The sequence below is a fragment of the Halobaculum litoreum genome (assembly GCF_030127125.1).
Classification (GTDB): domain Archaea; phylum Halobacteriota; class Halobacteria; order Halobacteriales; family Haloferacaceae; genus Halobaculum; species Halobaculum litoreum.
Genome location: NZ_CP126156.1, coordinates 134,470 through 157,160, shown reverse-complemented (window position 1 = coordinate 157,160; position 22,691 = coordinate 134,470). Strand labels below are relative to the sequence as shown.

The following is a 22,691-nucleotide window of genomic DNA, read 5'->3' as shown; positions in this document are numbered from 1 at the left end:
GTTACGGGGAGTCCGCCCAGTTGTAGCGCATGACGAGGTCCTCCTCGTCGATGTCGTCGGCGAGCTGCTGGACGATCTCGTCGCGCGAGAGGTCGCCGAACTGCTCGAGCTCGTACGGCTTCACCGTCACCGGCGACGACTCGCCGTTGGCGATGCGCTCCTGCAGCTTCGCGACGCCGTACACCAGCGCCTCGGGGCGCGGCGGGCAGCCGGGGACGTGGATGTCGACCGGGATGACCTCCTCGGCGCCCTTGATCACGTTGTACCCCTCCTGGAACGGGCCGCCGGAGATGGTACACGAGCCCATGCCGATGACGAACTTCGGCTCGGGCATCTGGTCGTACACGCGCTTCATGCGCGGCGCGAACTTCGAGACGATCGTCCCGGGGACGATGATCACGTCGGCCTGTCGCGGCGACGCGCGCGGCACACCCGCGCCGAAGCGGTCGAGGTCGTGCTTCACCGCGTAGGTGTGCATCATCTCGATGCTGCAGCAGGCGATGCCGAACTGCAGCATGAACATCGAGGAGCCCCGCACCCAGTTCATGAACTTGTCGAACTTGGTGAGGATGAACGGCGAGGAGCCGAACGCCTCCCGCAGCTTCGAGTTGAAGCGGTTGTCCTCGCCCGTCATCCGGGCGTCCCGGGTGTCGGTCAGTACCTGGCTGTCGTCCGTGACGAACGGTCTGTTGTCGCTACTCATGTCAGGAGGAACGCTCCGTCTTCTGTCTCGCCGCACGCGGGCTGGAGGCCCACTTCACGGCGCCCTGTCGCCACGCCCACACGAGTCCGACGACCAGCACGCCGATGAAGATCAACATCGGGAGCAGGACCGTCGCGAGGCCGACGCCCGACTGTAGCGCGGACTGGTAGATGACCGTCCACGGGAAGATCAGAACCGTCTCGATGTCGAACACGACGAACAGCAGCGCAACCATGTAGTACTGGATGTTGAACTGGATGCCCGTCGCCGACCCCGTCGGGATCTCACCGGACTCGTAGGTGGCGCTCTTGCCTTGTTCCGGCACGCTCGGACGGAGGATCGCGGACGCGGCCATCATCCCCAACGGGATACCCACGCCCATCACCGCCAACGCGCCGATCGCTATCCATGGATTCATACCGGGTTCTCCGTATCGTACGTGGGTTTGGACCCACCACACATAAGCGCTTCACTTACGCGTGCGCGCGGTTCCCGCCCGTCTCGCGCGCTCTCGCGGCGGACTCCCGTGCCCGCGACGTCCTGTCGTCTCCGCTCGGTCGAAATCCCGCCCGGATCGCCAGCCCGCGCGGCGACTACTCCCCGCCGCGGTGTTTCTCCCGGAACCCCGCGACGCCGAGGTCGTGGAGGTCGGCCGACACCGCGGCGACGTCGCCGACGAGTCCCTCGTGGTACTCGACGAGCGCGTCCGCGACGGCGTCGTGTTCGCGGGCGAGGATCTGGGCGGCCGACAGCGCGGCGTTGAACGACTTGCCCGCGTCGACGGCGACGATGGGGGCGCCCGTCGGCATCCCGATCACCGAGTCGACGGACTTCTCCTGGACGGGGACGCCGATCACGGGGATCGGGTAGGCGATGCTCGCGGTCATGTTCGGCAGGTCGGCGGACTTCCCGCCCGCCCCGGCGATCACCACGTCGAGGCCGCGGTCGGCCGCGGTGTCGCCGTAGGCGTACATGAGGTCGGGCGTGCGGTGGGCGGAGACGACGTACGCCTCGTAGGTGAAGCGGGCCTCCGGCGGGTCGTGGAAGTCGGTCTGCTCGGCGAACCCCAGTTCCTCGAGCGCGTCGAACGCCCCCTGCATCGTGTCGAGGTCGGAGTCCGAGCCCATGATCACCCCCACGTCGGGCGTCGTCGCGGGGTCGGCGTCGCTGGTCGCCTCCGATTCGAGTCGGTCGATGAGGTCGGTGACAGAGGTCATGGGTGGTGAGTCGGTCGTCGTCGGGTCACTCGAAGGTGAGCCCGTCCCGGAGGTCGCGGGCGCGGGCCAGCAGGTCGTCGCGGTCGGCGTCGGCCTCGGTCAGGGTGAGGTGGCCCATCTTGCGCAGCGGGCGGGCCTCGTGTTTCCCGTACCAGTGGAGGTTCGCGTTCGGCGCGGCGAGCACGTCGCCGACGCCCGCCAGCGCCGCGGGGCGGGGGTCGGACACGTCGCCGAGCACGTTCGCCATCGCGGTCGGCGACCGCAGGTCGGCGGTGCCCAGCGGCCAGCCGAGGGCGGCGCGGACGTGCTGTTCGAACTGCGAGGTGGTCGCCCCCTCGATGGTCCAGTGGCCGGAGTTGTGGGGGCGCGGGGCGACCTCGTTGACGGAGACGGTGCCGTCCGCCTCCTCGAACAGCTCGACCGCGAACACGCCGCGCCCGTCCAGCGTCTCCAGCGTGTCGAGGGCGACCTCGCGGGCGCGCTCGGCGACGGCGTCAGAGCAACGGGCGGGTGCGACCGTCTCGCGGAGGATCTCCTCGCGGTGGACGTTCTCCACGACGGGGAACGCCCGGCGCTCGCCGTCGCCGCGCACCGCGACGACCGACAGCTCGCGCTCGAAGTCGACCAGCTCCTCGGCCATCGCGCCGGCCTCCCCGGCGCCGACCGCCGCGAGCTTCGCCTCGTAGTCGTCGCCCGGTTCGACCGGGAGGTTGCCGCGGCCGTCGTAGCCGCCGGTGCGGGCCTTCAGCATACAGCCGTCGAAGCGCTCGACGGCGGCCGCGAGGTCGGCGGCGTCGTCGACGGCGACGAACTCGGGGACGGGGACGCCCGCGTCGGCGAACGCCCGCTTCTGGACGAGCTTGTCCCGGATCGTCCGGAGCGCGTCCGGCGAGGGGTTGACGGGGACGGCGAACTCCTCGCTCACGCGCTCCAGCACGTCCGGGTCGGCGAGTTCGATCTCCAGCGTGAGCGCGTCGGCCCGTTCGGCGAGCGCGCGGACGCCGTCGGGGTCGTCGAACGACCCCTCGATCTGCTCGGCGACGCGCGCGGCGGGACAGTCGGGCGTCGGGTCGAGCACGACCACGTCGACGCCCAGCGGCGAGGCGGCCTCGGCGAGCATCCGGCCGAGTTGCCCGCCGCCGACGACGCCCAGCGTCGGTCCGGGACAGGTCGGGTTCACGGCCGCGGCTTCGGCAGGTCCGCGCATAAAGATTGTTCAAATGCCCCCGGAGTATGCACGTTCCTGCGTACTCGTGGCCGCTCGCCCCCGACTCACACCGGCGCCGGCGCGAGCGAGGCGCTCGGGCCGGCGGCGACGTCGAGGTCGGCGTCCGGGTCGGCGTCGGCGGCCGTCGACGCGCTCGCGTCCGGGTCGGTCGCGCTCGCGAGCGCCGCCTCGTCGACGAACACGACGATGTGCTCGGTCCACAGGCGGAAGTCGTACTCGCGGGCCGAGTAGCCGTCGAGCATCGCGCCCACCTCGTCGGCGTCCTGCGGCTTCGCGAACACGACCGGCGGCATCTCCTCGGCCGGCGGGAGCCCGTCGAAACGGGCCTCCGGCGGCGTCGACGTCACCTCGGCGTCCGCGCGTTCGAGGTACCACGGGGTCGGCAGTCTGGAGTGCCAACTCGGCCCGCCGGGCGGCATCCGGTCGACGCTCGACTCGTCGGACACGTACAGCCGCGTCCCCCGACCGGTGTCGGTGCCGACCCACAGCACGTCCGTCCCCTCGTTGTCGCGGGCGACCGCCGCGGCGTCGGTCAGCGCCTCCTTGTAGGCGTTCTCGGGCTGGGCCCACTGGAGCACCTGCTTGTCCTCGACGGACGCGGAGTTCCAGTAGTCGACGTTCGGGACGACGACGCCGCCGACCGCCGCGAGGACGATCAGCCCCGCGAGCGCGGCCGTCACGGCGTCCTCGTCGCCGGCGGCGTCGAGCAGCGACTCGCCGACGCTGGCGAGGCCGACCGCCGCCGGGATCGACAGCGGGAGCACGATGTGGACGGCGGCCCACGGCGCCTGGATGTCGGTCGCGACGGGGTAGCCGACGAGCGACGCCAGCCCCCAGTACGTCGCGAACGCGACCAGCGGGCGGGTGCCCCGGGCCTCGCCGTAGCCGTCGACGAGGAAGCCGACGAGCGCGAGGACGACGAGGACGCCCGAGCCGTACGCGAGCGTCTCCAGGATGTCCCACAGGTACGGCACGTACGGGTGTCCCGAGTGGGTGCCCGACGCCCACGTCCCCCAGAACTTCTCGCCGGCGCCCCACGTCGCCTCGTACCAGACCGACCCGAGCGTCGGCGCCGCGCCGGTCGCGCCCGCGGGCGCCGACGCGACGCCGAGCGCCTGCCACAGGTCCGGCCGGGGGCGTAGAAGAACGTCGTGACCGCGAGGAACGACGCCGCGACGCCGACGGCGCCCACGGGGAGCCACACGGCGAGGTGGCCGAGGTAGCCCGCCTCGCTCGCGAACGGCGCGTCGGGCCGTCGGTCGCGAACCCGCCGTTCGATCGTCGCTCGCGTCCGCGACCCCTCGGTCCAGTCGTCGAGGAAGTGGCCGAGCGCGACGACCTCGGCGACCAGCGCGTCCAGCAGCGAGCCGGAGGTCCGCGCCGTCCGCACCACGCGGTGGTCGAGCAGGAGGAACCCCGCCCCGAGGAAGCACGCGAGGTACACGAGCGCGTTCTCCTTGGCGGTGAACCCGAGGCCGAGCAGCGCCGCCGCGCCGAACAGCGGGAGCGTCCGGCGGGTGTCGAGCGCGTACACGACGAGCGCGAACGCGGCGACGCAGAACGAGCCGACGAGCACGTCGCCGCGCATGAACCGCCCGTAGTAGACGAGCAGCGGGTCGACCGACAGCAGCAGGGCGAGCGCGACGACCTCGCGGTCGCGGAGGTGCCGGCGCAACAGCAGCGCCGACAGCGGGAGCAGGCCGCCGACGACCGCGACGGGGAGCCGCGCGGCGAAGTCGGAGGCGCCGATCAGGTCGAAGAGGACGTTGTTCACGACCGGGAGGAACGGGCCGTGGATGATCGGCCGGTAGAAGAACTCCCCGTTCGCGTCGAACCGGAGGATCCAGTAGCCGACGCGGCCCTCGTCCCAGTGGAACACCCGGGCGCCGAGTTGGACCGTCCGGAGCAGCAGCGAGCCGACGACGACGGCGACGACGGCCGCGACCGTGGGGTCGACGCCGCGGTCGCGGAGCCCGGTCGCGAGGCCGTCGAGCGGGCCGGCGGCGTCGGGGGCGGCCGACGCCGCGGACTCCGTGGGGGTCCGGTGGCCCGTCGGCGGTCGCGGTCCCGTCGGGGGCGGGCTCGGCCCCGCCGGCGGGGTCACTCATTGCCGAGCGGTCGCATCCGGCCGGTAACAACTCTTGTGATCCGGACGACGACGGGGGAGCACCCGCGGCCGCGGCGGGGCGGCGCGTGTCGCCGTCCGGGACGGCGCCCGGACACATCGGCCCCGAGCGGTACGCCTTTGGGTCGGCCCGCCATCCGACCGCGTAATGAGCGACACGACGCTCGGGCTGGTGGTCGCGCGCTACTACGCGTCCATCGCCGAGGCCATGGAGGAGTCCGCACGCACGGCGGTCGCCGACCGCGGGGCGACCGTCGCCGAGACCGTCGACGTCCCCGGCGCGTACGACACGCCGCTGGCGGCCGACCGCCTCGCGCGCCGCGACGACATCGACGCCGTCGCCGTTGTCGGCACCATCGTCAGCGGGGACACCGACCACGACCAGGTGATCGGCAGCGCCATCGCGAACAAGCTCGCCGACGTCAGCCTCGACCGCGACACGCCGGTCACGTTCGGCGTCTCCGGGCCGGGGCAGTCGGGCGCGGAAGCCCGCGAGCGCGCCGAGAAGGGCGCCGAGGCCGCGGGGGCCGCCGTCGACCTGGCCGAGGGCCTCCCGGAGCCGGGGGTGGCGGCTTGAGCGACTTCGCCTACGGCTTCGCCGACCGCGTCGGCCGGGTCGAGCCGTCCGCGACGCTGGCCATCTCCAACGCCGCCAGCGAACTGGAGGCCGAGGGCCACGACGTCGTCGACCTCTCGGTCGGCGCGCCCGACTTCCCCACCCCGGAGAACGTCACCGAGGCCGGCAAGGCCGCGATGGACGCCGGCCACACCGGCTACACCTCCTCGAACGGCGTCCCGGAGCTGAAGGAGGCGATCGCGGAGAAGCTCCGCGCCGACGACGTCGACGCCGACGCCGACGAGGTCATCGTCACGCCCGGGGCCAAGCAGGCGCTGTACGAGACGGTCCAGACGCTGATCGACGACGGCGACGAGGTCGTTCTGCTGGACCCGGCGTGGGTGTCCTACGAGGCGATGGTGAAGCTCGCCGGCGGCGACCTGACCCGCGTCGACCTCGCGCCGCACGACTTCTCGCTCGAGGACGGCCTCGACGACCTCGCGGACGCCGTCTCCGACGAGACGGAACTGCTCGTCGTCAACTCCCCGAGCAACCCGACCGGCGCCGTCTACACCGACGCGGCGCTGGAGGGGGTGCGCGACTTGGCCGTCGAGCACGACGTCGCCGTCGTCTCCGACGAGATCTACGACGAGATCGTGTACGGCGTCGAGCAGACCAGCCTCGCCAGCCTCGACGGGATGGCCGACCGCACCGTCACGATCAACGGCTTCTCGAAGGCGTACTCGATGACCGGGTGGCGCCTCGGCTACCTGCACGCGACGGGCGACCTCGTCTCGCAGGCCGGCAAGCTCCACAGCCACTCGGTGTCGTGTGCGACGAACTTCGTCCAGCGCGCCGGCATCGAGGCGCTGCGCAACACCGACGAGGCCGTCGAGGAGATGCGCGCCGCCTTCGAGTCGCGCCGCGACATGCTCGTCGACCTGTTCGCCGACCACGGCGTCGACATCGCGGTGCCCGACGGCGCGTTCTACATGATGATCCCGGTCGCCGACGACGACGCGGCCTGGGCCGAGGAGGCGATCCAGGAGGCGCACGTCGCGACGGTCCCCGGCTCCGCCTTCGGCGCGCCCGGCTTCGTCCGCATCAGCTACGCCGCCAGCGAGGAGCGCCTGCGGGAGGGGATGGGGCGCCTGTTCGACGCCGGCCTGCTCGGCGACGGGTAGCGACGACGGACGCGACCGCGGCGGACGGGGGGTCCGACGTCCCGAGGCGCCGGGCACGGTGGGTCCGACGGCGGCCACGGTGTGTGTCGCCGCGGGTCGGCGCGAACCCTTACGTACCGTCGCGACACACTCCCTGCAACCCGAATGCGCGTCGCCGACCTCCCGCTGGCCCCCGAGTACGTCGACCACTTCGCCGCCCGGGGGATCGAGGAACTGTACCCGCCGCAGGCGGCGGCCGTCGAGGCCGGCGTCTGCGAGGGCGGCAACGTCGTCGCGGCGGTGCCGACCGCCTCCGGCAAGACGTTTGTCGCCGAACTCGCCCTCCTCACGGCCGACGGGCCGGGGCTGTACGTCTGTCCGCTCCGGGCGCTCGCCCGCGAGAAGTTCGAGGAGTTCGACGCGCTCCCCGGCGTCGACGCCGGCATCTCCACGGGCGACTACGACTCGGCCGCGAGCGAACTCGCCGGCAAGGACGTCGTCGTCGCCACCAGCGAGAAGGTCGACTCGGCGATCCGGAACGGCGCCGAGTGGGTCGACGACCTCGCCTGTGTCGTCGTCGACGAGGTCCACCTGCTGGGCGCGGAGGGGCGCGGCCCGACGCTGGAGGTGACGCTCGCGACGCTGCGCCGGGAGGCGCCGGACGTGCAGGTGGTCGCGCTGTCGGCGACCGTCGCCAACCCCGCGGACATCGCCGACTGGCTCGACGCCGAACTGGTCGAGTCGACGTGGCGCCCGGTCGACCTCCGGGTGGGCATCCACGCCGAGGACGCCGTGCGCTTCGACGACGGCACCGAGCAGTCGGTCCCGGTCGACACCGCCGACCCGGCGGCGAGCGCCGACACCGAGGTGACCGCCGAGCTCGTCCGCGGCGCCGTCGCCGACGGCGGGCAGGCGCTGGCGTTCGTCCGCTCGCGCCGGGAGGCGGAGGCGCTGGCCGACCGGCTCACCGACGAGCGACTGCCGACCGTGGTCGACGGAACCGGGCGGCCCGGCGGCGACGGCGCCGGGACGGCCGACCGCGACGCCGGACTGGACGCCGCGGCGGTCGCCGAGGAGCTCCGCGAGGCCGGCGGCACGGAGACGGGCGAACGCCTCGCCGAGGCGGCCGCGTGGGGCGTCGCGTTCCACCACGCCGGGCTCTCGTCGGACCACCGGGCGCTCGTCGAGCGGGCGTTCCGCGAGCGCCGTCTCGCGGTCATCTGCGCGACGCCGACGCTCGCGGCCGGCGTGAACGTCCCCGCCCGCCGGGTCGTCGTGCGCGACCAGCAACGCTACACGGGGTCGGGCCACGAGTGGCTCCCCGTGCTCGAGGTCCACCAGATGTGCGGGCGCGCCGGGCGCCCGCACCTCGACCCGTACGGGGAGGCGGTGCTCGTCGCCGCCGACGCCGACGAGCGCGCCGAGCTGTGGGACCGCTACGTCACCGCCGGCGCGGAGGCCGTCGAGTCGAAACTGCGCGACCCCGCGGCGCTGCGCACCCACACGCTCGCGCTCGTCGCCAGCGGGTTCGCCGCCTCGCAGGCGGAGGTGCTCGACGCGCTGGCGGAGACGTTCTACGCCTCGCGCACGCCGAACCCGGACCTGGGCGGCGTCGTCGGCGACGCGGTCGCCAGCCTCGTCGACGACGGCCTCCTGACGGCCGGCGACGACGGCGGCATCGCGGCGACGCCCGTCGGCGCGCAGGTGTCCCGCCAGTACGTCACCCCCGACACCGGCGTCCGGATCGTCGAGGCGCTGCGGCGCGTCGAGGCGATGGCCGCAGAGGACGTCACCGAACTCACCGCCTTCGAGGCGATCTGCGACACGCCGGACATGGTCGACACGTACCTCGGCAACGCCGAGCGGGCCGCCATCTACCAGTTCGCGCGGACGCGCTCGGCCGAACTTACGACCGACATGACGGCGACCGACGACTTCGAGGGGTGGCTGGAGTCGGTGAAGACGGCGCGCATCCTCGCCGAGTGGGTCGAGGGCGCGAGCGTCGAGGAGCTCGTGGCGTCGTACCGGATCGGGCCGGGCGACCTCGAGTCGCGGATCGAGCGCGCCGAGTGGCTGCTGGGGGCGGCCGAGGCGCTCGCCGAGGAGCTCGACGTGTCGATGCCGGCGCTGGCGTCGGCGCGCGCGAAGCTGTAGGCGGCGCCGGGGTCAGCGGTCGTCCCCGCGGTCGTACGCCCCCGCCTTCCGCAACTCCCCCGCCCGCCGCAACACGCTCGGCGTCCGGCAGACGCCCGGCTCGCCCGCCGCCTGCGGCACGACGCAGTTGTTGCAGTCTTCACAGACGACGGCGACGCCGCGCTCGCCGGCGTCCGCGCGCAACAGCCGCGCCGGCAGCTCCGGCTCCGCGTAGAACGGCCGGGCCATCCCGACCGCGTCGGCGGCGGGGGTCGAGCCGTCGAGCAGTCGGTCGATGGTCGGGCGGTCGCGGATCCCCCCCTCGCACAGCACCGGCACGTCGACGCGCTCGCGGACCCGGCGACACAGCTCGTCGTTCCACGCCGACTCCCGGGAGTACACGAGCGACTCGGCCCAGTTGGCGGCGGCGACGAGGGCGGCGCGGGGGCGCGAGCCGAACGCGTCGACGTAGCCGTCGCGGAAGCGCTCGTCGCGCCACGAGTCGCCGGGGAACGCCCCCCTGACGATGCTCATGTCCCAGAACACCGAGGCGTTCACCGGGACGAGCGCATCGTACCCCGCCGAGTCGAGGCGCCGACACAGCCGGACGCAGTCGTCGGCCGACAGCGTCGGGCCGACGCCCGGCGGCGCCTCCGTCTCGGCGGGCACCTTCGTCGCCACGGGCACGTCGCCGGCGCGCTCGCGGATCGCCGCGAGCACCGCCTCGAAGAAGCGGGCGGGGTCGCCGAACTCGTCGTCGCGGCGGTTGTAAAAGGGCGACGCGAACTGGTGGACGATACCCATGTTCGCGCCCGCGAGGTGGATCAGGTCGTACCCGGCGTCGACGGCGTACGCGGCCGAGCGGCCGAAGTCGGCGGCCAGGTCGTAGCACTCCTCGGTCGTGAGGACGTGCGCGTCGTACGAGAGGAAGCCGAGCCGGTCGAGGAGCCGCAGGGGTCGCGGCGGCTCGGAGACGGCCACCTGTTCGACGCCCGGATTTCGCGCGCGGTGGCCGTGGTGCCACGTCTCCATCGAGCGCAGGCCGCCGTGCTCCAACTGGATCGCGATCCGGCCGCCGTGGTCGTGGACCGCGTCCGGCAGGCGGCCCATCTCGGCGACGAAGTCGGGGTCGTGGACCCGCGTCATCCCCGGGGCGGCACAGCCGCCCTCGCCGCGGACGATGGTCGCTCCCTGACAGACGAGGCCGGCGCCCGCGGCGGCGGCCGGCTCCAGATCCGCGATCAGCGTGTCGACCGCGTCCGGGCCGTTGCCCGCGCACTCGAGCAGCGGCGCGCGGTACAGGCGGTTCGGGAGGGTGACACCCCCGATCGACAGCGGGTCGGTGAGTCGCGCCACGACTCGGAGTACTACGGTCGGCGACATGAACGCTCGCCTCGCGAGCGGCGGGCGCGAGTCGCCGTCTCCCCGCAGATAGCTATCGCGTGTTCCGGTGGACTCATCCCCGCGTCCGACGGACACCGGCCATGACCGACATCGACGGCCGACCCGGGGCGGGAGGAGGCGACGAGGAGCCGAGAACCGACGGCGGCGACGCCGGCGACGGGGCCAGCGACGCGAACGGAGGCGCGAGCGACGGCCCCCGCCCGTTCCGCTACGAGACGGAGGTCGACCCCGGCGAGGTGCGCCACTTCCGCCACGAGGTCGGCGAGACGTACCTCGGCGACGCCGTCGAGATCCCGGTGTCCGTGATCAACGGGGAGCACGACGGGCCGACGGTGCTGCTCACCGCGGCGATCCACGGCGACGAGCTCAACGGCGTGAAGGTGTTGCAGGAGGTCGCCGCCGGCTACGACCCCGCCGAGATCCACGGGACGCTCGTGTGTCTCCACGTGTGCAACGTCCCCGGCTACCTCGCCCAACAGCGCTACCTCCCGATCTACGACCAGGACCTGAACCGGTCGTTCCCGGGGAAACCCCGCTCGAACACCGCCGAGCGCATGGCCAACGCCATCTACGAGACGTTCGTGAAGCAGTGCGACCTCGGACTGGACTTCCACACCTCCACCCGGGGCCGGACGACGATGTACCACGTCCGCGCCGACATGGCGACCCCGGCGGTCGCGCGGCTCGCGCGGGCGTTCGGCAGCAACGTCGTCCTCTCGGGCGAGGCCGACGCCGGGAGCCTCCGGAGCGTCGCCACGAACGGCGGCACGCCGACGATCACGATCGAGATGGGACGCGCCCACCGCTTCCAGCCGGAGCTGATCGAGCGTGGGATCGACGGCGTCGAGAGCGTGCTCGCCGAGTTCGACGTGCTCCCGGGGAAGCCGGTGATCTACCCCGGCTGGCGCCGCGTCGTCGACGCGGCGACGGACAAGACGTGGCTCCGCGCTGACACCGGCGGCCTCGTCGAGATGGAGTACGGCGCGCCGCTCGTGTACGAGGGCGACGCGGTCTGCACGATCAGCGACCACTTCAAGACGCGCGAGCGGACGGTTCGCGCGCCGTTCACGGGGCTGGTCGTCGGGGCGCTCCAGAACCCCGTCGCCGCGCCGGGCCACCCGCTGTGTCACCTCGTGAGCGTCGACGGGGCCACCGCCGCGGAGATCCAACGCGAGATCGACAGCGGGGAGTTCTCCGAGCGTCCGTGGGCCTGACCGCGGGGCGCGAGCGCCGCGAGCGCCCCGGGACGGCCGGGGAGCGACGCGGTCCGGAGGGACCGACGGCGCGCGCCGGTCAGCCGTCGGCGTCGACCTGTTCGTGGGTGTGGTGGTAGAACTCCACCAGCGCCGCGCCGTCGTCGCCCGCGACCGGCTCGAAGCACACCCGGCGGTAGCGCTCGTTGTCGAGGAGGTTCACCACGAGCCCGGCGTCGTGTACGGAGACGGAGTCGTAGGCGGCGCCGCAGGTCGGACACGTCTCGGGTGGGTCGCGCGGAACGTCCACGGTCGCCGTACGGGCCGCGCCGCGAAAACGGTGCGGGCGGCGAGCGGCGCGTCGACTTACTCGTCGTCGGCGCGGCCGTGCGGGTCCGCCGCGTCGGGATTTTCCACGGCGGGGTCGTGGCGCTCGTACCACGCCGTCAACTCCTCCAGCCGGTGGACCGCGCGGTCGGGCGTGCCGATGTCGTGGTGCTCGTTCTCGTAGAGGACGAGCCGCGCCTCGACGCCCTGCTTCTTCGCGGCGACGTACAGCTGTTCGCTCTGGCCCGGCGGACACCGCCAGTCCTCGGCGCCGGCGGCGACGAGCAGCGGCGTCTCGATGTTCCCCGCGTCGGTGATCGCCGACGACGCGTCGATGGCCTCCGGGTTCTCCCACGGGAGGCCGTACTCGTTCTCCATCCAGACGTGGGAGTCGTCGGTGCCGTACGCCGAGCGGAGGTCGTAGATGCCGTGTTCGGGCGCGGCCGCCGCGAACAGGTCGGGCTCCTGCGTGACGAGGAACCCCTGCGCGATGCCGCCGTACGAGAAGCCGTAGCCGAACACGCGCTCGTCGTCGACCCAGCCGCGCTCGACGACGTCGGCGACGCCGTTGGCGATGTCGGTCACCTCGTGGGTGCCCCACTGGCCCTTCAGCGCCTCCGCGAACTCGCGGCCGTACGAGGAGCCGCCGCGGTAGTTCGGCCGGAGGACGAGGTACCCCCGGCTCGTGAGCGCGGCGTGGTCGAAGCTGAACACCGGCTCGTCGTAGCTGATGGGCCCGCCGTGGATGGCGACGACGAGCGGGTGGTCGCCGTCCGCCGGGTCGACGTCGGGGTCGTGGTACAGGACCCCGGAGATGGACTCCCCGTCGCTGTCCCACTCGATCCGGCGCGCCTCCGGCATCGCGTACTCGTCGGTGAGCGCCGCGTTCGTCTCCGACAGCCGGGTCAGCGACTCGGCGTCGGCCCCGTCGGCGGCGTCGAGGTCGGCGGCGTCGAGGTCGGCGGCGTCGACCGCGAACACGTCCTGCCCGTCGCTCGGGTGCGAGAACACGAAGCCGGCGCGGGCGCCGTCGGCCGACAGGTCGAACGCGCCCATCGCGCGGCCGTCCCCCTGCGCCTCGAACACGCGCTCGGCGGCGTCGGGCGCCGCGTCGAACGAGGCGGCCACGCGCACCAGCCGCGTCCGTGCCTCGTCGGCGACCAGGCAGTACAGGGTGTCGTCGTCCGCCCACGCCGGGGCGCCGCCGCGGGCGACCGTCCGGTCGAGGTCCGCCGTCAGCGACGCGTACTCGCCGTCCTCGTACAGGTACACCTGCGTCGGGATACACCAGTTCACGGGGTCGCCGCCGAGGAACGCGAGGCGCTCGCCGTCGGGCGACCAGACGGGCGTGTTCGCGGAGAGGTCGCCGTCGGTCAGCTTCCGGAGGCCGGTGCCGTCGGGCGCGACGGTGAACACGTCGCGCACGAGCGTGTCGTCCGGCTCCGCCTCCCGGCAGGAGGTGAACGCGATGCGGTCGTTCGCCCCCCACGCCGGCTGGAGCCCCGAGAGGCCCTGGTAGGCGCCGGCGCCGTACGTGTCGTCGAGGCGCTCGGCCTCCCCCGTGTCGGCGTCGACGACGTGGAGGTACGTGCGCACGGTGTCGGTGTAGCCGACGCCGTCGAGCTTGTGCTGGAGGCGCTCCGTCTCGACGGGCTTCCCGTCCTTCCGGCCGTCGAGGTACGCCCGCTCGGCGTCCGTGGGGTCGCGCGCGGCGACGACGAGCCGGTCGCCGTCGGGACCCCAGTCGAACTCCTCGGCGCCCTCCTCGAAGTCGGTCGCCTGGGTCGCGTCGCCGCCGAGCGCGAGGTCGAACACCCACACCTGCGGGGTCGGCTCGTCGTCGCCGTTCCCGGCGTCGCCGGCCGCCTCCGTCTCGTCGTCAGCCTCGTCGTCGTCGTCAGCCTCGTCCCGGCCCACCCGGCGTTCGGTGTCGCCGTCGCGGGCGGCGAGGAACGCGAGGCGGTCGCCGTCGGGGCTCCACGCGGGCGCCGAGGCGCCCGACACGCGGGTGAGGCGGTGCGGCTCGCGGCCCCCGTCGGCGGGGGCGACGAACAGCGACCCGACCGGCTCGTCGGTCTCGGGGTCGTACTCCGTGGCGGTGAACGCGACCCGGTCGCCCGACGGCGAGACGGCGACCTCGCCGACCTGCGTCAGGTCGTAGTAGGCGTCCAGCGGCAGTTCCGTCATGCCCGGTCGTCGCGGTCGGCGCCGCAAATAGCTTCGTCATGCGGTCGCGACCGCCGGGAGTCGGCGGCGACGCGGCGCCCCGAACCGACGCGCTGAAACCGACCTCCCGCCCAGCGTGGGACATGACCGAGGACACCGCCGACGGCGACGGCGAGGCCGCCGACGCGTGGGCCCGCCCGGGCGTCCCCGGCCCCGAGGCGCTCGCGTCGACCGCGGAGGCGGCGACGCGCGCGGCCGGGACGTACCTCGCCGAGCGCTTCCGCGACGGCGGCACCGTCGGCGACTTCCACACCGACGACGTGAAAGCCGAGGCCGACACCGCCGCCGAGCGGCGGGTGTTCGACCGCATCCGCGAGTCGTTCCCCGACCACCCGCTCCACGGCGAGGAGTCGGGGCGGGCGGGCGACGGCCCCGTCGAGTGGATCGTCGACCCGCTCGACGGCACGAACAACTACGCCATCGACTACCCCTCCATCGCGACGGCGGTCGCGGCGCGGGCCGGCGACGAGACGCTCGTGGCGGCGATCTACGAGCCGCTGGTCGACGACTGCTACGTCGCGGTGCGCGGCGAGGGGGCGAGACTGAACGGCGAGCCGCTGGCGACGGCGCCGCGCGACCGCCCCTCGACCGCGCGACCGTCTCGCTCGTGGTCGGCCTGCCGGCCGTCCGCGACGACGACTTGCGCGCGGAGGTGGAGACGGTCCGTCGGGAGCTCGGCGGGCGCTGCAAGCGGGTGCTCGAGACGTGGTCGCCGTGTGTCGACTGGGGGCTGCTCGCGCGCGGGAGCATCGCGGGCGTCGTCTGCGCGTACCCCGACCCGTTCGAGCAGGAGGCGGGGGAGTTGCTCGCGGCGGAGGCGGGCGTCGTGTCGACGGCCGGCGACGGCTACTACGCCGGCGCCGTCGACGAGGAGACGCTGGCGGCGCTGATCGAGACGCTCCCGGCGACCGAGTGAGCGCGGCGGCTCGTCGTGTGAGAACGGGGACGCGCGTGGGTATGGCAGTCCAACCGGACCCGTCCGCGTGGGTATGGCGGCGGACGGATCCGTCGGCGCGGCCCCAGCGGCTGTGATCCGTTGAGGGTTATGTGTCTTCTGTTCGGTCACGGAGTTTGCGAACGCCGAGCACCGCCACCGCGGTCGGCACCGCCAACACCGCGAGGTACGGGAGCGCGTACGCCGTCAGGACGACCAGCCCGCGCCCGAGCACGATCACCCCGTCGACCGACTCGAGGAACGCCTCGGTCAGCGGCGTCTCGTACCACGCCGACCGCGTGGGCGGCTCGTAGTCCGGCCGCGGCTCCGACAGCTGCACCGTGATCGTGGAGTACGCGACCTGCCGCTGGAGGCTCTGGAGGCGCGCCTCCGTCCGTTCGATCTCCGTCTGCACGTCCGACAGCTCCCGCTGGACCGCCAGCACGTCCTCGGTGTCGTTGGCCTCGTCGTACAGTTCGCGCAGGCGGTCGCGCTCGGCGCGGAGGCTCTCCAGCCGGGCTTGCAGGTCGACGACCTGCGTCGTCACGTCGTCCGTCGACTGGTCGGCCGAGCGCACCTCGCCCTCGGCCCGGACCGCCTCGTAGGCGCCCGAGTAGTTGCCCGAGGGGATCCGGAGGACGACGGTGCCCTCCGTCCACGTCCGGTTCTCCTCGCCGCGGACCCGGGTGCTCGTCGAGCCGACGTAGCCGCCGCGGTCGCGCGCCAGCGCCGTGAGGTTCTCGCTGGCGGCGTCGTAGTCGTCGACCCGGAGGCTCACCGTCGCCTCGTAGATGATCTGTCTGTTCTCGACCTGTGCGGCGATGCCGCCGTCGCCGGAGCCGGCGTCGGAGCCGGCGTCCTCGGCCGCGGCCGCCTCCTCGGCCGGGGCGCCGGTGGCGACGTCCCCGCCGCCGCGTTGGGCGGCCGAGTCGCCGCCGCCGCCCGCGCCCGAACAGCCCGCGAGGACGAGGAGGAGGGCACAGCACACCGCCACGAGTGGACCACGTCGCATGGGCGTCGCTTCCGCACGGGGGTGCCTAACTGTTGGGTAGCGTGAAAGAGCCGTTTGACCCTTCCGTGGGCGACCCCTACGACGGGTATGAAGCGACGGCTGCTGGAGATGCGCTGGCTCGACGCGCTGTTCGCCCACTGGCGGGTCGACCCCGCGACCGTCGAGGCGCGCCTCCCCGACGCGCTGTCGGCGGCGACGTACGAGGGCGACGCCTACCTCGGGGTCGTCCAGTTCGAGATGACGGACATCCGCCCGCGGGGGTTCCCGGTCGGCCTGTCGTTCCCGGAGTTGAACCTCCGGACGTACGTCACCGACGGCGACACGAAGGGGGTGTACTTCTTCAACCTCGACGCCGCGGACCCCGTCGGCGTCGGCGTCGCCCGCGGGCTGTTCCGGCTCCCGTACTACCGGGCGTCGATGGACGTGACCCGCGACGGCGACCGCGTCACCGTCACCAGCCACCGCACCCACCGCGGCGCGCCCGAGGCACACTTCGACGCCACCTACTGGCCCGTCGGCGACACGGCGACGCCCGAGCCGGGGAGTCTGGAGGCGTTCCTCGTCGAGAACTACCGCTTCTACACCGAGGGGCGCGACCGGGTCTACTACGGCGACATCGCCCACGAGCCGTGGCCGCTCGCGCCCGCTGAGGCGGAGATCCGGACGAACACGCTGTTCGAGGCGAACGGCTTCGCCGAGCCCGCGGGCGAGCCGCTCCTGCACTACGCCCCCGCGAGCGACGTGGTCGCCGACCGGATCCGGCGGCTCGACACCGACGGGGCGACCCGCGCGGGCGACGGCGCGGTCGACATCCCCGTCGTCGACGCGGACTGACCGGCCGACCCGCGGGCGACCGGCACAAGACACTTCACCGGATCCGCCGGTGCTCCGAACGATGCGTCCCCGCGCTCCCCTCCCGGCGTGTTGCATCGCCCTCCTCCTCGTCGCGAGCGGCTGTCTCGGCGCCCCGGGGGCGCCGTCGGCGCCGGCCGACGGGTCGCCCGCGGCCGCGACGGCCCTCCCCGGCGACCCGGTCGCGTGGCCCGACGGGCCGAAGGAGCGACCCGCCCTCCCGGCGACCCTGAACGAGTCCGCCGTCGGCTCGTACGCGCTCACCCACGAGTACCGGTACGTGTACAACAGCCTCTGGTTCGACCCCTCGACGGAGGTGACGCTGGAGTGCGACCTCGACGGCGTCGCCCGCGAGCGCGGCGCGTGGCGCGCGACCGTCACCTGCACGGGCTACTCGAACAGCGACGGCCACACCGACAACGGCACGATCACCGCCACGCCGGCCCCGCACGCCGACTACTTCACCCAGACGTGGGTGTACTGGGTCGGCGACGGCGAGGACGGCGACACGGTCGTCCACCGGACCCGGCCCGAGGAGTGAGCGACCGGGGGGGCGGCCCGCGGGCTCACGCCGGCAGCTCGTGGAGGAACGTCTGGAACTCCACGGTGCGGCCGTCGGGGTCGTCCGCGAAGAACTGGTAGATGTCGTACCGCTCGTTGACGTGCGGCGCCTCGCGCGCGGCGTCGCCGACGCGCTCGTGCAGCCGGTCGACGCCCGCGCGGTCCGGGTACACGAACGTGAGGATGCCCTCGGTCTCGGTGTCGCCGGCGTCGGCGTCGCAGAAGCCGAACCGGAAGTCCCCGTGCGCGAGGATCGTACAGCCGGGCTGTTCGAGCCACACGTCGGCGCCGACGACGTCGGTGTACCAGTCGACGACGCGCTCGCGGGCCGCGGTGCGGACGAAGACGAGACCGCCGGGGTGGGACATACGCCGTCGAACGGTCGACGGCGACGAATAGGCGTCGGTCGGGGGCGTGTCGGTGCCCGTCAGCGGGCGTCCTCGATCACCGCGCGGAACGCCTCGGCGCGCTCGGTGATCGCGGCGAAGTCGCCCGCCTCGACGAGGTCGCGGTCGACGAGCGCGGAGCCGGCACCCACGCACGCCGCCCCCGCCTCGATGTAGTCGGCCGCGTTGTCCGGGGAGACGCCGCCGGTGGGCATGATCTCCAGCTGGCCGAGCGGCCCCTTCAGCGCCGCGACGTGCGACGGGCCGACCGTCTTCGCGGGGAACACCTTCACCATGTCCGCGCCGGCCTCGTACGCCTCGACGGCCTCCGTCGGCGTCATCACGCCCGGCGCACACAGCACGCCGTAGCGGTTGCACGTCTCGACGACGCCCGCGTCGAACGACGGCGAGACGACGAACTCCGCGCCGGCGGCGATGGCCGCGCGGGCCGTTTCGCTGTCGAGGACGGTGCCGGCGCCGACGAGCGCGTCGTCGCCGAGCGCGTCGCTCAGGGTGTCGATCATGTCGGTCGCGCCGGCGGTGTCGGCGGTGACCTCCAGCGCCGTCACGCCGCCGGCGACGAGCGCCTCGGCGGTGTCGACGACCGTCTCCGGCTCCGCGCCGCGCATGACCGCGACGACGCCGGACTCGCGCATCGCGGCGACCGCGTCGGTAGTACTCATACGCGAGTACCTCCTCACGCCGGGACTAAAACCGATCGGTGGCGCCCGTGGGGTCGTGCGTGGCCGACGCCCTACCGCGACCGCCATATGCTATCGCGTCACTTCCCTCGGGTGATGGAGGCCCAGGCGGGGGCGGGCGCCCCCGATTACGAGGAGCTGTACAGACGCGTCGCCCCGTCGGTCGTGTCGGTGTACGCCGACGGCGGCGGCGCGGCCCGCGGCGCCGGCTCGGGGTTCGTCTACGACGACGCCCACGTCGTCACGAACGACCACGTCGTCGGCGACCGCCGGACCGTGAGCGTCCGCTTCGCCGACGGCTCGTGGCTGGAGGGGCGGTCGTCGGCACCGACGCCGACACCGACCTCGCGGTCGTCCGCGTCGAGGGGATGGACGCCGAGCCGCTCCCGGTCGCGAGCGACGTGCCGGAGCCGGGGCGGCCGGTCGCCGCGCTCGGCAACCCGATGGGGCTCGACGGCTCCATCACCGCGGGGATCGTCTCCGGCGTGAACCGCTCGATGGCGATGCGGGGCGGCTTCTCCGTCCCCGACGTCGTCCAGACGGACGCCGCGATCAACCCCGGCAACAGCGGCGGCCCGCTCGTGACCGCGACCGACGACGGCGGCTACGAGGTCGTCGGCGTCAACCGCGCGAAGGGCGGCGACAACATCGGGTTCGCCGTCTCCGCGCGCCTGTTGGCCCGTGTCGTCCCCAGCCTCGTCGCCGACGGCGTCCACCGCCACCCGTACCTCCGGGTGCGGACGATGGACGTGACCCCGGCGCTCGCGGAGGCGAACGGCCTGTTGGAGACCGACGGCGTGCTCGTCGTCGACGTCGGGGAGGACGGCCCGGCCGCCAGCGACGACGGCCTGCGGGGCTGCTCGCGGACTGCGGTCGTCGGCGACCGCGAACTCCCGGTCGGCGGCGACGTGATCGTCGCGGCCGACGGCGAGCCCGTGCGCACCCACGAGGAGTTGGTCCGCCACCTCATCCTCACCGGCGCCCCCGGCGAGACGGTCGCGCTGTCGGTGTACCGCGAGGCGGAGACGACGCGACGCGTCGTCGAGGTGGAGTTGGCCGAGCGCCCCGCGACCGCGGGGACCGTGCCGGTTCGATAGGCGTCGGGTCGAGGACCGTGCCGGAACCGCGTCGACCGTTCGGGAGCGGTCAGCCCGCGACCGTGTGGTCGCGCCGACTCCGTTCGTGGACGTGTCCCGCCAGCGCGGCGACGGGGACGACGAGCCACGCCGACGCGAGTACGGCCGTGACGGCGACGAGGGCGCCGAAGCCGAAGGCGTCGAGGACGCCGCCGGCGACGAGGTCACCGGTCGTTCCGAGCGTGCGCCCGGTCTCAGCGACGGTGAACACGGCCGCGAACGCCGCCCCGGCGAGGAGGTACGCGAGCGTCGCGGCGACGACGCCGGCGACCGCGCCGAACTGCGGGACGCTCGCCGGGAGCCACCGCCACGTCGCCGCACCCGCGAGAAACGCCGTCGGGAGGACCGCCGGGAGCGCGAGCAGCGTCGCGGCCGCGAGGAACCCGGAGTCGAAGCCGAGGCGGGTCGCGCCGACGGTGGCGGCGACGAACAGGACGGAGGCGCCGAGCGCGGCGAGCGTAGCGGCGTAGCCGGCGCCGACCTCGCGTCGATCGGCGCCCGGGAGCCGGTCCGGTCCGTATCGTCGGTACGACCGAACGAACGGAGCGAGCGAGCGGATTCCCACGACGGCATTTCGTTCAGCAGAATGATAGTTCTTGTGACGACGTGGCGCTCCGGGTCGGTCACTCCCCGCGCGGCACCGCGACCGCGCCGACGCCGAACGCGACGAGCGCCAGCGCCGCGAGGATCGCGAGGTTCCCCGTCGCACCGAGCCCCCCCAGCCCGTCGGCGGTCGGCGCCTCGAAGGTGAGCGCGCGCACCCCCCGCGAGAAGTACGTGAGCGGCGAGAGGTTCACCACGGGGAGGAACCAGTCGGGGAGCAGCTCGGGGGAGACGAACGTGTCCGAGAGGAACAGCAGCGGCAGCGCCACCGAGTTCGAGGCGGCGATGACGCCGTCCTGCGTGTCCGACACGCGCCCGAGCACGGCGCCGACGCCGCAGAACAGCACGACGCCCACGACGACGAACGGGACGAGCAAGAGCAGGTCCGCCGAGAGCGGGATGCTCGCGCCGGTGACGAGCGTGACGAGCGCGAACACGAGCAGCGAGGCGACGCCGATGACGCCGACGTTGACGAGCGTGTGCGCCAGCAGCCACTCCCCGCGCGTCAGCGGCGTCGTCGCCAGCTTCTCGAAGCGGTGGCCGTCGCGGTGGCGCGCGATCTCCGAGCCGACGCGCGACAGCGGCGTGAACAGCACCACCGTCGCGAGGTAGCCCGGCAGGTAGTACGCGTCGGGCTGGGCGAACAGCCCGCCGCCGCCCGGCTGGGTGCGCACGAGGACGCCGAAGATGAGCACCAGCAGCAGCGGGAAGAAGAAGGTGAAGAACACCGCCGTCCGCCGGCGGAGGAACGAGCGCGTCGCCGCGACCGTCTCCGACCGCACCCGCCCGACGCGACTCATCGGTCCGCCTCCGTCGCCGCGGCGGCCGCGTCGGCCCCGTCGCCCGTCGCCCTCCCTCGCGCTGTCGGTGGGGCCGTCACCGCTCGCGCCCTCGACGGCGCTCGCGCCGGGCGTGAACGCCCCCTCGAACGTCTCGCCGGTCAGCCGGAGGTACACGTCCTCGAGCGTCGGCTCGGTCCACGTGAGCGACTCGTACGTCACGCCGGCGTTGGCCAGCGCGGTCACGGCGCCCGCGAGGTCGGTCGGCGCCACGTCGCCGACGACCAGCTCGTCGGCGCCGACCTCGACCGCGAACCCCGCCTCGCGCAGGGGGTCGACGCCCGCGTCGGCGTCGGGGCCCGCGACGACCAGCCGCGCGGGCCCGCCGTGGTCGGCGACGAGTTCGGCGGGCGTGCCGACCGCGACGAGGTCGCCGTCGCGCAGGAGCCCGACGCGGTCGGCGAGCCGCTCGACCTCCTCCATCGAGTGGCTGGTGAGGAACACGGTGACGCCGCCGTCGGCGAGCGACTCCAGCAGGTCCCACAGCGCCCGGCGCCCCGCGGGGTCGATGCCGGTGGTCGGCTCGTCGAGGAACAGCACGTCGGGGTCGTTGACGAGCGCGGTGGCGACGCACGCGCGCCGCTTCTGCCCGCCCGAGAGGTGCTCGTACCACGTGTCGGCGTCGTCCGTCAGGCCGACGTCGGCGAGCACGTCGGCGACCGGGCGCGACTCGTCGTACAGGCCGCCGTAGTAGGCGACGAGTTCCCGCGCGGTGAGGCGCTCGGGCGGGCCGAACTCCTGGGGCAGCAGTCCCACCCGGGAGCGGTCGGACTCGCGGGCGGGCGTCCCGAACAGTTCGAGGGTGCCCTCGGCGTCGGCGGTGCCGGTGAGCGCGCGCACGAGCGTCGTCTTCCCGGCGCCGTTGGGACCGATGAGGCCGAACACCTCCCCCTCGCGGACGTCGAGCGAGACGCCGTCGAGCGCGACCGTCCCGTCGTACGCCTTCCGGGCGTCGACCGCGCGGACGGCGGTCGCATCGTTCATGCCCGTCGCTGCGGGCGTCGCGGACAAGAGGGTGCCGAAGGCGGGGCGTCGCCCGGCGCGAGCGGCCCGAGCGGCCCGAGCGGTCGCCCCCGCGACGCTACCGGCGCGAGCGGAGCCGCGACAGCAGCGCGCCCACAGCGCCCGGTTCGTCCGGCCGGCCGAACGCCAGCGGGTCGGGCCGCGCGTCCTCGCCGCCGCGGACGACCAGCGCCACCCCGAGCGCGAGCCGGACGGCGACGAACGTGACCACGCCCACGACGACGGGGAGCTCCGCCAGCCCCCAGTCGGCGGCCACTTCGGGGACGTACGGCAGCGCGGGCACCGAGACGGACGCCGACAGCGCCATCCCCGCCCCCACGATCCGTCCCGACAGTCCCGACACGATTCCCCCCATGTGGATACCACCCA

The 22,691-nt window shown here is 73.7% G+C and carries 22 protein-coding genes and 3 pseudogenes; 9 read left to right on the top strand and 16 right to left on the bottom strand.

Features of this window, described 5'->3' with window-relative positions; translation table 11 throughout:
• Window position 1 precedes the first annotated feature (1 nt).
• The 6 genes from P0R35_RS00890 to P0R35_RS00870 form a co-directional block, all read right to left on the bottom strand.
• On the bottom strand, window positions 2-703 hold the full coding sequence (locus P0R35_RS00890) for an NADH-quinone oxidoreductase subunit B (protein ID WP_284013369.1): 702 nt from the start codon (window positions 701-703) through the stop codon (window positions 2-4).
• Window position 704: 1 nt separating this feature from the next.
• Window positions 705-1,121 carry an NADH-quinone oxidoreductase subunit A gene (locus P0R35_RS00885; RefSeq protein ID WP_284013367.1) on the bottom strand — a complete coding sequence of 139 codons (417 nt, stop codon included), beginning with the start codon at window positions 1,119-1,121 and terminating at the stop codon, window positions 705-707.
• A gap of 175 nt (window positions 1,122-1,296) precedes the next feature.
• Complete coding sequence (purE, locus tag P0R35_RS00880; RefSeq protein ID WP_284013366.1) at window positions 1,297-1,920, bottom strand: 5-(carboxyamino)imidazole ribonucleotide mutase; 624 nt, start codon at window positions 1,918-1,920, stop codon at window positions 1,297-1,299.
• A gap of 25 nt (window positions 1,921-1,945) precedes the next feature.
• Entirely contained in the window at window positions 1,946-3,100 is a 1,155-nt protein-coding gene (locus P0R35_RS00875; RefSeq protein WP_284013365.1) for a 5-(carboxyamino)imidazole ribonucleotide synthase, read from the bottom strand.
• Window positions 3,101-3,192: 92 nt separating this feature from the next.
• Window positions 3,193-3,912 (bottom strand): hypothetical protein, encoded by a 720-nt coding sequence (locus P0R35_RS16240; protein WP_321170439.1) that lies wholly within the window; start codon window positions 3,910-3,912, stop codon window positions 3,193-3,195.
• Window positions 3,825-5,252 carry a flippase activity-associated protein Agl23 gene (locus P0R35_RS00870; protein ID WP_321170438.1) on the bottom strand — a complete coding sequence of 476 codons (1,428 nt, stop codon included), beginning with the start codon at window positions 5,250-5,252 and terminating at the stop codon, window positions 3,825-3,827. The genes P0R35_RS16240 and P0R35_RS00870 overlap by 88 nt, the downstream gene beginning before the upstream one ends.
• A gap of 169 nt (window positions 5,253-5,421) precedes the next feature.
• On the opposite strand from P0R35_RS00870, the gene ribH reads away from it, so the two are divergent.
• The 3 genes from ribH to P0R35_RS00855 all read left to right on the top strand — a co-directional run bounded on the left by ribH (window position 5,422) and on the right by P0R35_RS00855 (window position 9,146).
• On the top strand, window positions 5,422-5,850 hold the full coding sequence (gene ribH / locus P0R35_RS00865) for a 6,7-dimethyl-8-ribityllumazine synthase (protein ID WP_284013364.1): 429 nt from the start codon (window positions 5,422-5,424) through the stop codon (window positions 5,848-5,850).
• On the top strand, window positions 5,847-7,013 hold the full coding sequence (locus tag P0R35_RS00860) for a pyridoxal phosphate-dependent aminotransferase (protein ID WP_284013363.1): 1,167 nt from the start codon (window positions 5,847-5,849) through the stop codon (window positions 7,011-7,013). The genes ribH and P0R35_RS00860 overlap by 4 nt, the downstream gene beginning before the upstream one ends.
• Before the next feature lie 144 nt (window positions 7,014-7,157).
• Window positions 7,158-9,146: a DEAD/DEAH box helicase gene (locus tag P0R35_RS00855; RefSeq protein ID WP_284013362.1), complete on the top strand. Its 1,989-nt coding sequence runs from the start codon at window positions 7,158-7,160 to the stop codon at window positions 9,144-9,146.
• Between the two features lie 12 nt (window positions 9,147-9,158).
• Here P0R35_RS00855 and P0R35_RS00850 read toward each other — a convergent pair whose 3' ends face one another.
• A complete protein-coding gene (locus tag P0R35_RS00850; RefSeq protein ID WP_345782752.1) occupies window positions 9,159-10,508 on the bottom strand; it encodes an oxidoreductase in 1,350 nt (449 codons plus the stop codon).
• A 101-nt stretch (window positions 10,509-10,609) separates the two neighbouring features.
• On the opposite strand from P0R35_RS00850, the gene P0R35_RS00845 reads away from it, so the two are divergent.
• A complete protein-coding gene (locus tag P0R35_RS00845) occupies window positions 10,610-11,743 on the top strand; it encodes a succinylglutamate desuccinylase/aspartoacylase family protein (RefSeq protein WP_284013360.1) in 1,134 nt (377 codons plus the stop codon).
• Window positions 11,744-11,822: 79 nt separating this feature from the next.
• Here the strand turns inward: P0R35_RS00845 and P0R35_RS00840 are convergent, their stop codons facing one another.
• Together P0R35_RS00840 and P0R35_RS00835 are read right to left on the bottom strand one after the other, a co-directional pair.
• Complete coding sequence (locus tag P0R35_RS00840) at window positions 11,823-12,032, bottom strand: DUF8145 family protein (protein ID WP_284013359.1); 210 nt, start codon at window positions 12,030-12,032, stop codon at window positions 11,823-11,825.
• Between the two features lie 56 nt (window positions 12,033-12,088).
• Window positions 12,089-14,236: a S9 family peptidase gene (locus tag P0R35_RS00835; RefSeq protein WP_284013358.1), complete on the bottom strand. Its 2,148-nt coding sequence runs from the start codon at window positions 14,234-14,236 to the stop codon at window positions 12,089-12,091.
• Between the two features lie 38 nt (window positions 14,237-14,274).
• Here P0R35_RS00835 and P0R35_RS00830 point away from each other — a divergent pair.
• Together P0R35_RS00830 and P0R35_RS00825 are read left to right on the top strand one after the other, a co-directional pair.
• Window positions 14,275-14,850: pseudogene (locus P0R35_RS00830) on the top strand (inositol monophosphatase family protein); the annotation flags it as partial.
• Window positions 14,851-14,882: 32 nt separating this feature from the next.
• A complete protein-coding gene (locus P0R35_RS00825) occupies window positions 14,883-15,191 on the top strand; it encodes a hypothetical protein (RefSeq protein ID WP_284014701.1) in 309 nt (102 codons plus the stop codon).
• A 127-nt stretch (window positions 15,192-15,318) separates the two neighbouring features.
• On the opposite strand, the gene P0R35_RS00820 is transcribed toward P0R35_RS00825, so the two are convergent.
• Window positions 15,319-16,221: a DUF4349 domain-containing protein gene (locus P0R35_RS00820; protein ID WP_284013357.1), complete on the bottom strand. Its 903-nt coding sequence runs from the start codon at window positions 16,219-16,221 to the stop codon at window positions 15,319-15,321.
• Window positions 16,222-16,308: 87 nt separating this feature from the next.
• On the opposite strand from P0R35_RS00820, the gene P0R35_RS00815 reads away from it, so the two are divergent.
• Together P0R35_RS00815 and P0R35_RS00810 are read left to right on the top strand one after the other, a co-directional pair.
• Window positions 16,309-17,055 (top strand): YqjF family protein, encoded by a 747-nt coding sequence (locus P0R35_RS00815; RefSeq protein WP_284013356.1) that lies wholly within the window; start codon window positions 16,309-16,311, stop codon window positions 17,053-17,055.
• 61 nt (window positions 17,056-17,116) lie between these two features.
• Window positions 17,117-17,614 (top strand): hypothetical protein, encoded by a 498-nt coding sequence (locus tag P0R35_RS00810; protein ID WP_284013355.1) that lies wholly within the window; start codon window positions 17,117-17,119, stop codon window positions 17,612-17,614.
• 25 nt (window positions 17,615-17,639) lie between these two features.
• On the opposite strand, the gene P0R35_RS00805 is transcribed toward P0R35_RS00810, so the two are convergent.
• Window positions 17,640-18,002: a VOC family protein gene (locus P0R35_RS00805; protein ID WP_284013354.1), complete on the bottom strand. Its 363-nt coding sequence runs from the start codon at window positions 18,000-18,002 to the stop codon at window positions 17,640-17,642.
• A gap of 59 nt (window positions 18,003-18,061) precedes the next feature.
• Window positions 18,062-18,703: a bifunctional 4-hydroxy-2-oxoglutarate aldolase/2-dehydro-3-deoxy-phosphogluconate aldolase gene (locus P0R35_RS00800; protein WP_284013353.1), complete on the bottom strand. Its 642-nt coding sequence runs from the start codon at window positions 18,701-18,703 to the stop codon at window positions 18,062-18,064.
• 114 nt (window positions 18,704-18,817) lie between these two features.
• Here P0R35_RS00800 and P0R35_RS00795 point away from each other — a divergent pair.
• Window positions 18,818-19,818, top strand: a pseudogene (locus P0R35_RS00795) (S1C family serine protease).
• Window positions 19,819-19,867: 49 nt separating this feature from the next.
• Here the strand turns inward: P0R35_RS00795 and P0R35_RS00790 are convergent.
• The 4 genes and pseudogenes from P0R35_RS00790 to P0R35_RS00775 all read right to left on the bottom strand — a co-directional run bounded on the left by P0R35_RS00790 (window position 19,868) and on the right by P0R35_RS00775 (window position 22,677).
• Entirely contained in the window at window positions 19,868-20,422 is a 555-nt protein-coding gene (locus P0R35_RS00790) for a hypothetical protein (protein ID WP_284013352.1), read from the bottom strand.
• Between the two features lie 58 nt (window positions 20,423-20,480).
• Window positions 20,481-21,260 carry an ABC transporter permease gene (locus tag P0R35_RS00785; protein ID WP_284014667.1) on the bottom strand — a complete coding sequence of 260 codons (780 nt, stop codon included), beginning with the start codon at window positions 21,258-21,260 and terminating at the stop codon, window positions 20,481-20,483.
• Between the two features lie 39 nt (window positions 21,261-21,299).
• A pseudogene (locus P0R35_RS00780) lies at window positions 21,300-22,283 on the bottom strand (ABC transporter ATP-binding protein); the annotation flags it as partial.
• A 97-nt stretch (window positions 22,284-22,380) separates the two neighbouring features.
• A complete protein-coding gene (locus tag P0R35_RS00775) occupies window positions 22,381-22,677 on the bottom strand; it encodes a hypothetical protein (RefSeq protein WP_284013351.1) in 297 nt (98 codons plus the stop codon).
• Window positions 22,678-22,691 lie beyond the last annotated feature (14 nt).